4 protein-coding genes are annotated in these 7,686 nt (G+C 72.1%); 2 read left to right on the forward strand and 2 right to left on the reverse strand.

Annotation, left to right across the window (positions count from 1 at the left end):
* Positions 1-23: 23 nt before the first annotated feature.
* On the reverse strand, positions 24-806 hold the full coding sequence (locus ACIHFB_RS41850) for an alpha/beta fold hydrolase (protein ID WP_365284605.1): 783 nt from the start codon (positions 804-806) through the stop codon (positions 24-26).
* Between the two features lie 219 nt (positions 807-1,025).
* Between ACIHFB_RS41850 and ACIHFB_RS41855 the strand changes: the two genes are divergently transcribed.
* Both ACIHFB_RS41855 and ACIHFB_RS41860 read left to right on the forward strand, forming a co-directional pair.
* Complete coding sequence (locus tag ACIHFB_RS41855; protein WP_365284603.1) at positions 1,026-1,349, forward strand: acyl carrier protein; 324 nt, start codon at positions 1,026-1,028, stop codon at positions 1,347-1,349.
* Positions 1,346-3,682 (forward strand): amino acid adenylation domain-containing protein, encoded by a 2,337-nt coding sequence (locus ACIHFB_RS41860; protein WP_365284601.1) that lies wholly within the window; start codon positions 1,346-1,348, stop codon positions 3,680-3,682. The genes ACIHFB_RS41855 and ACIHFB_RS41860 overlap by 4 nt, the downstream gene beginning before the upstream one ends.
* A gap of 137 nt (positions 3,683-3,819) precedes the next feature.
* Here ACIHFB_RS41860 and ACIHFB_RS41865 read toward each other — a convergent pair.
* Positions 3,820-7,686: SDR family NAD(P)-dependent oxidoreductase (locus tag ACIHFB_RS41865; protein WP_400129617.1), on the reverse strand; the 3,867-nt coding region annotated here is incomplete at its 5' end.

The raw sequence follows: 7,686 nt of genomic DNA on the forward strand, positions 1-7,686 counted from the left end.
TCGGACTTCCCGATGAGGCTCACTCAATTCCGCGAGGCCGAGAAGGCGTCGATGGCCGACACGGCCTCCCGGATGGCCGCCGCCAGGTCCGCCGGATGACTGCTCGGCAGGTCATGGCCGCCCGGAACCGACACGACTTGGAACGGCCCGGTGGTGAGCGCCGACCATGCCTCGACCTGGGCGAGGCCGACGGTGTGGTCGTCGCGCCCGTGCACGGCCACCGTCGGAACCGGGACGGGTTCGGCGGCGCCGCTCTCGTACAGCTCCAGCTCGTAGGTCTCCATGAGTTCGTAGTCGGCGCGCAGGGCGGGCTCGACGATGTCGAGCAGTTCCTCGTTGGTGAGGAGCTGCGACGGCAGGTACCCGTCCGTCACGACCTGCTGGAGGAAGTCCGGCCGCGGCAGCGCCCACGTGGGCTCGCGGCGGATGCTCCCGGGTGCCGGGTGCGAGGAGACGACCAGCGCCCGCACCTGGGTGGGGTCCAGACGACGTGCCACCTCGTAGCCGATGGACGAGCCCGCGCAGTGCCCGTACAGCACCACCGGCCGTCCCTGGGCGTGGTGGAGCAGTTCGTCGGCGAGCTTGTCGGCGAGCTCGTGCATGACGGTCTCCACTGGTTCCCCGAACCGGGACTCCCGGCCCGGGAGGCGTACGGCGAAGGCGTCGAAGGCGTCGGAAAGCTCGACGCACAGCTGACGCACCGTGGTCACGCCGGCGCCCGCATGCGGAAAGGCGTACAGCACGCACTCTTTGAGGCCATCGTGAGGGACACCGACGAACCAGCGACTTTTCGTGTTTGTTCCCATGCACGTGAGGATGACCAGTCACCGTGGCTCGGGGACGCCAATCCTGACTGACTTCTGAAAGATCCTCGGACAACCGCTGATCGTCACGGTCAGACTGACACGCGGTCTGACCTCTCGACCGGGTGAGCGCAGACCCCGCTCGTGACGGCGAGAATCCGCGCCGTCGCGGCGACCGGGAAGCAGCGAGGGCCAGTTGAAGAAGCAGAGCACCGAGAGAGAATGCGGGAGAACGCGGTGAACAACTTCGGATCGGTCGGAGTGGCTAGCCCGGAGCACGCCGGTAGCGGTGGCCCGGACCTTGAGCTGCTGCGCGCCCGGGTGCGGGATCAGTGGGCCGATGTGCTGGAGCACGACGACTTCGGCGACGACGACGACTTCTTCGACGCCGGCGGGAACTCCCTGCTGGTCGCCGAGATCATGGCCGCGCTCGGGGCCGAGTTCGGCGTGCGGCTGGAGATCCGGCTCTTCTTCGCCCACCCGACGGTGAACGAACTGGCCGGCGCGCTCGCGGCCCACGAGGCCTTCAAGGCAGTGGCCCGGTGAGCGCCCCGCCGACGTCCGTTGCGGGCGTCTCCTGGAGCGGGTGGAACGAGACCGCGCGGCCGTTCCGTGACGACGCCACGATCCCCGAGCTGATCGCCGAGGCCGCCCGGAAGTACCCGGACCACGCGGCGATCGTGACCTCCGACAAGCAGGTCCTCACCCACGGCGAACTGGACCGCCGGACCAACCGGCTGGCACGGCTGCTGCGTGAGCTGGGACTGGGCCGGGGCTCCAGCGTGGGCATCTACGGCGAGCGCAGCGCCTCGGCCCTCGTCGGAATGCTCGCGGCGCTCAAGGCCGGCGCCTCCTACGTCCCGCTCGACCCGGCTTGGCCCGCCTCCCGGGTGGTCGGGCTGCTCGACCAGCTCGACGTGGCGGCCGTGCTGACGGACCGCGCATCCCTGCCCTCCGTACAGGAGTTCCGGTGGGAGGTGCCTTCGCTTCGCCACGTGCTGTGCCCCGACATTCCCGAGGAGTTCTCCTGGTCGGCCACGTTCCGGCGCGAGCGGGTCGCGGACCTCTTCGACCACCTGTCCGGCTCCCCGGACCCGCTCGAAGCCGCCGGCTTCAACACGCGCCGCTCGGAACGGCCGTTCACCGCCGATGACGTCCGGGGCTACCAGGACCACGTGGCGCGGTTCGTACGGTCCGCGACGTCCGCCGAACAGCCCTCGGTCCTGGAGATCGGGTGCGGATCCGGCCTGATCGTCGAGGCGCTGGCTCCGTGGGCGTCCCGCTATGTCGCCGTCGACCCCTCACCGGTGTCCGTGGCCCGGAGCAAGGAGACCGGGGCCCGCGCCGGGGGCGAGGTCGAGGGCGTGGTGTGCTTCGCCCATGAGGCCGCCGAGCGGGTGAACGGCCCGTTCGACGTCGTCGTGCTGGCCAGTACGGTGCAGTTCCTGCCGGACCTCGACCACCTGACCGGCGTCCTCGACTCGCTGGCCGGGCTGCTCGCCGACGACGGCGTCATCGTCCTCGCCGACCTCGTCGACCCCGGGCTGAGCACCTGCTCCGGCCTGCGGGTGCCGCCCCGGTACATCGAGCGCCTCCCCGAACTTCTGCCCGGGGTGGCCCAGGCGAGCGTCCACCGCCGCCGGGCCGAGGAGTTCACGGGCGAACTGGCCGAGCGGTACGACGCCGTCATCCGCGTCGAGCCGTCCCGCGACCGTGCGGCGGCGGGCCGCGAGCCGCTGTGGACCGGCCATCACATCGGCCTCCGGCCGGCCGAACCCCTCGCCACGGTCCCGACGGCCGACGACGTCTGCTACACGATCTTCACGTCCGGCTCGACCGGTGCGCCCAAGGGAGTCGCCGTCCCCCACCGGGCCGCGGTGAACCTCATCGACTGTATGAACCGCACCTACGAGGTCGGGCCCGACGACGAGATCCTGTTCGTCGTGTCCTTCTGCTTCGACCTCTCGGTCTACGACATGTTCGGTGTGCTGGCCGCCGGCGCGACCATACGGCTGGCGTCCGCGGCCGACCTCGCCGAGCCGAACACCCTGGTGGACCTGCTCGAAGAGGAGAGCATCACCATCTGGGACTCGGCGCCCGCCGCCCTGGCCATGATCATGCCCTACGTCCAGGCCCGCGAGCCCGCCGGGCGCGACACGCTCCGCCTGGTCCTTCTCAGCGGCGACTGGATCCCGGTGCCGCTCCCGGACCAGATCCGGGCCGCGTTCCCGAACGCCGAGGTGGTGGCGCTGGGCGGCGCCACGGAGACCACTGTCTGGTCGAACCACTACCGGGTCGGCGATGTCGACCTCACATGGCCGAGCATCCCCTACGGGCAGCCGATGCAGAACACCCGCTGCTACGTGCTCGACAGCGACCTGCGGCCCTGCCCCGTCGGCGAGGAGGGCGACCTGTACGTCGCCGGCACATGCGTGGCCGTGGGATACGCCGGCGCCGCGCACCTCACCGCCGCCAAGTTCCTGCCCGACCCGGGAGCCCAGCGCCCCGGCGAACGCATGTACCGCACCGGTGACCGTGCCCGCTGGCTGCCCAACGGCCTCGTGGAGTTCCTGGGCCGCCTCGACGACCAGGTCAAGGTGCGTGGTTACCGGATCGAACTGGGCGAGGTGCAAAGTGCCCTCCTGCAGTGCCCGGGTGTCCGTGCCGCGTCGGTCGTGGCGCCCATGGGGCGGGGCGGGCGCTCACTGGCCGCCTTCTACGTGCCGACCGCCGAGCCCCTTCCGAAGGCCGAACTCGTCCGCGCCCTGCGGGCCGTCGTGCCGTCGTACATGATCCCCACGCGCATCGTCGCGCTCGACGAGCTGCCCCTGACCAGCACGGGCAAGATCGACCGCGCGGCCCTCCTGCGCCGGCTGTGAACCGTTCCCCGATCGGGTGACCCAGCACCCACGCACGCTGAACCTCGCAACCTCGCCCAGCACCTGAGGGCGGGGTTGTCGTGGTGTTGAACCCGGCGTGGCGTCCGTCGCCGGGTCGCGACGGACGCCACGTGCGGTCATGCGTTGAGCATGAGCTCGGCGGGGATGGCCGAGAGCAGCCGCTGAGCCATGGCCGCCGGGTTCTCGAGCGGCGCCGAATGCGCGCCTTCGATGCTCCGGACCACGAACGCGCCCGTGGTCAGCGCGGACCAGCCAGCCATCGTGCCCTCGGGCAGCACCGGGTCGGCCGAGGCCGGCACCGCGACGATCGGGATGTCCAGCGGCCCCCTGCGGTCGGCGTCCAGCATCAGCTGATAGCGGGTCCACATCGCGGAATCGTTCCGCAGGTTGTCCAGGTAGCCGGCGAAGACCTCTTCGTGGTCGAGAATCTCGTCGGGCAGCACACCCCGGAAGATCTCGACCAGGGTCTCCGGCGCCGCCGTGTCCCACAGCGTCGACACCTCCAGGAACCGCTGGAGCGCCTCCGGCGCCTCGCTGAACGGCGGCGGCGCGCAGACCACGACGAGGGACAGCTCCGGTGCCCCCAGCCTGCTGCCCAGCCGGTGGGCGATCTCCCATGCTCCGCACGCGCCCTGGCTGTGCCCGTACAGGACGGTCGGCACGTCGAGACGGTCCGACATCTCCGCAACGACCCGGTCGACGAGGACGTTCACATCGCTCACCGGGGCCTCCCCGCTGCGTCCCTCACGGCCGGGAATGCGGATACCGAGCAGCTCCACGTCCTCGGGCAGGTGCGGGATGAGCGGGACGTGGGAGGTGGTCGTGCCCCCCATTCCCGCCATGCACAGGATGCGTGCCCTGGGGTGGCCGGCCGGCTTGAGCACCCGCACCACCTCGTCGTTCGCGGGCTCGGCGACGGGCTGCCGCCCGGTGAGCTCGTCGACCACGTGCTGCGCGATGCCCGCACAACTGCCGTGCCGGAAGAGCACGTCCGTGCCGAGCGGCAGGCCGCTTCGCCTGGCGAGCCGGGCCCGCAGGCCGACCGCCATCAGCGAGTCCATCCCGAGTTGCTGGAGGGGCCGGTCGGCGGGGACCTCCGCCACCCCGAGCGCAGCCGCGGCCTCGACGCGGACCAGTTCCAGCACCGCGTCGAACTGCGCCTTCGGCCCCAGGCCCGCCAGCCGCTCCGGGAGCCCGCTCTCCTGGCGCCCACCGGTCATCTCGGCGCGTGCCTCCGGGATGCCCAGCAGCATCGGACGCCGCCCGGCGACGCAGAACGTGGGGGTGAAGCGGGACCAGTCGATGTCGGCCACCCCCAGCGCCACCCGATCCGTGCCGAGCACCAGGTCCAGTGCGCTCAGTGCGCGGTCCGGGGACATCATCCGCAGTCCCTGTACCCGGCGTTGCTCCTCGGCGTCCTCCGTCACCGTGCCTGCGTCGGCCCACCCGCCCCAGTGCACCACGGTGGCCGTGCGGCCGCCCGCCATCCGGTGGCGGGCGAGGGCGTCGAGCGCGGCGTCGCCGGCCGCGTGGGTCGTCCCGTTGGCCGCGCCCCACAGACCGGCACCACTGCCGTGGAGCAGGAACGCGTCCAGGGGCCGGTCGCCGAGCAGTTCGTGCAGGTGCCAGGCGCCGGACACCTTCGCGGAGAGTTCCTCGGTGGCCCGGGCGCCGTCGAGGTCGGCCAGGAGTGCCGCCCCGGGGGCCCCGGCGAGATGCGTGACGACCGTCAGCGGCGGGCCGTCGGCGTCGATCCGGCCGAGCAGGTCGGCGATCTGCTTGCGGTCGCCGACGTCGCAGGCCGCCGTGACGACCTCCGCTCCGGTCGCCTCGAGTTCCTCGCGGAACGGTGCGGAGACCTCACCGGAGCGGGAGGCGAGCACGACGCGTCGCGTGCCGCGTTCCACCAGCCAGCGGGCGAGTCGTCGGCCGAGGGCTCCCGTGCCGCCGGTGATCAGGGCGGTGCCGCTGGTCGTCCACGGCGACCGCGGTGCGGGCGTGGTGCGACGCAGCCTTCGTACGTACCGGCCGTCGGCGCGGAGCGCGATCTGGTCCTCGTCGTCGCCGGCGAGTACCGCGCGGACTAGCTGGCCGGCCCAGTCCGTGTGCGGCTGTTCGGGCAGGTCCGCGGTACCGCCCCAGCCTTCGGGGCGTTCCAGTGCCGCGGCCCGGCCCAGTCCGTTGATCAGAGCCTGCTCTGGACGCGTGACCGGATCGGCCTCGTCCACGCCGACAGCGCCCCGGGTGACCAGCCACACCGGGGTCCGCGGGTGGGTCGTGCCGAGTTCGCGCAGCAGTCGTACGGTTCGCAGGAAGCCTTGCCGTGTGCCGTCCTCGTCCAGGGGCGTCAGGATGATCACACCCTGCAATGCCTCCGGCAGTGAGGTCGGGCCGGCAGGATCCGTGCCTGCCCGGTGTGTGTCGGCTCCTGCCTCGCGCAGGGCCGTCACCAGCTCCGCGGCGGGTGATGCGGCGTCCCCGAGGACCGCCCAGACTCCGTCCGCCGGTGCCGCTTCGGGCTCGCTGGGCTGCCAGGTCTCCTCGTAGAGCCAGTTGGCGATCCCGGCGTGGTCGTCGCGGCCCTGGTGCCAGCGCCGGAGCAACGGCAGCAGGTCCACGACGCTGTCCCGGTGCTGCCCGGACGCGCCGAGCAGCCCGGCGAGCGAGTCCACCTCGTCCGCGCCGACGGCGTCCCAGAACCGCTGGTCGGTCGACCTGCGGCGAGCGGGCTCCTTCCAGTGGCGCCGGCGTTGGAACGCGTAGCCGGGCAGGCCGACCATGCGGCCGTCGGGAACGGCCGCCGACCAGTCGATCCCGACACCGTGCGCGTGCAGGGCGCCCAGTGTGCGCCGGAGCCGGTCCAGGCCGCCCTGTTCCCGTTCCATGGCCGCCAGGACCACCGCGTCCTGCTCGGCGCCGCCGTCGGCCAGCGGCATGGCCAGCACGGGGTGCGGGCTGATCTCGACGAACACCGTGCAGCCGTCGGCGAGCAGTTCCTGCTGTGCGAGATCGAGCCGTACGGGTTCGCGCAGGTTCCGGCACCAGTAGCCGGCGTCCAGTTCCTCACCCGCGGCCCGGCGGCCCAGCACCGTGGAGTACAGCGGGATGCCGGTGGGGCGGGGGCGCAGCGAGGCGAGCGTCTCCCGGAGGCCGGGCAGCAGTGCGTCCATGTGCGAACTGTGGGACGCGCAGGCGGCGTTCAGCTTGCCGCACATCACGTCCTGGTCGTCCCACGCGTAGAGCAGCTCCTCCACGATCGTGCGGTCCCCTGAGATGACCGTGGATCCGGGTGTGTTGACCACGGCGACCGAGACGGCGTCGCCGTACGGGGCCAGTGCTGCCTCGACTTCGGCGACGGGGAGTTCGACCGTGGCCATCTCACCGTCGGCGGACAGCGCGGCGAGGGCCTTGCTGCGTGCGGCCACGATCCTGGCGCCCTCCTCCAAGGTCAGGGCGCCGGCGACCACGGCTGCGGCGATCTCGCCCTGGCTGTGTCCGATCACGGCCTGCGCTTGAAGGCCCAGTTCCCGCATGGCCGCCGCCAGGCCGAGATACATGGTGAACAGCACGGGCTGGGCGATGTCCAGGCGGTCCCAGGCGATGCGGTCCTCGTCCTGGAGCAGTTCGCGGACCGACCAGCCGGTGAACGGGCGCAGTGCCTCGTCGCAGTGGTCGACCGTGTCGGCGAAGGCCGGGCTCTCGGTGAGCAGGCGCTGGGCCATGCCCGGCCACTGCGAACCCTGGCCGGGGAAGACGAACACGACCTTGCCCGGCCGTGCGGTGGCCAGGGTGACCGACGGGTCCGGCCGGTCGTCCGCCAGGGCGGCCAGTCCTTCGATGACCGCGGGCAGGTCGGGTCCGGCCACCGATGCGCGCTCGGCAAAGTGCCGGCGGTGCCGTGTGGTGGTCCGGGCGAGGTCGGTGAGGGTGGTGTCGGGGTGTGCGGTGAGCCAGTCGGCCCACCGCCTGGCCTGGTCCCTCAG

It is taken from the genome of Streptomyces sp. NPDC051963, from assembly GCF_044593495.1.
Taxonomy (GTDB): Bacteria; Actinomycetota; Actinomycetes; order Streptomycetales; family Streptomycetaceae; genus Streptomyces.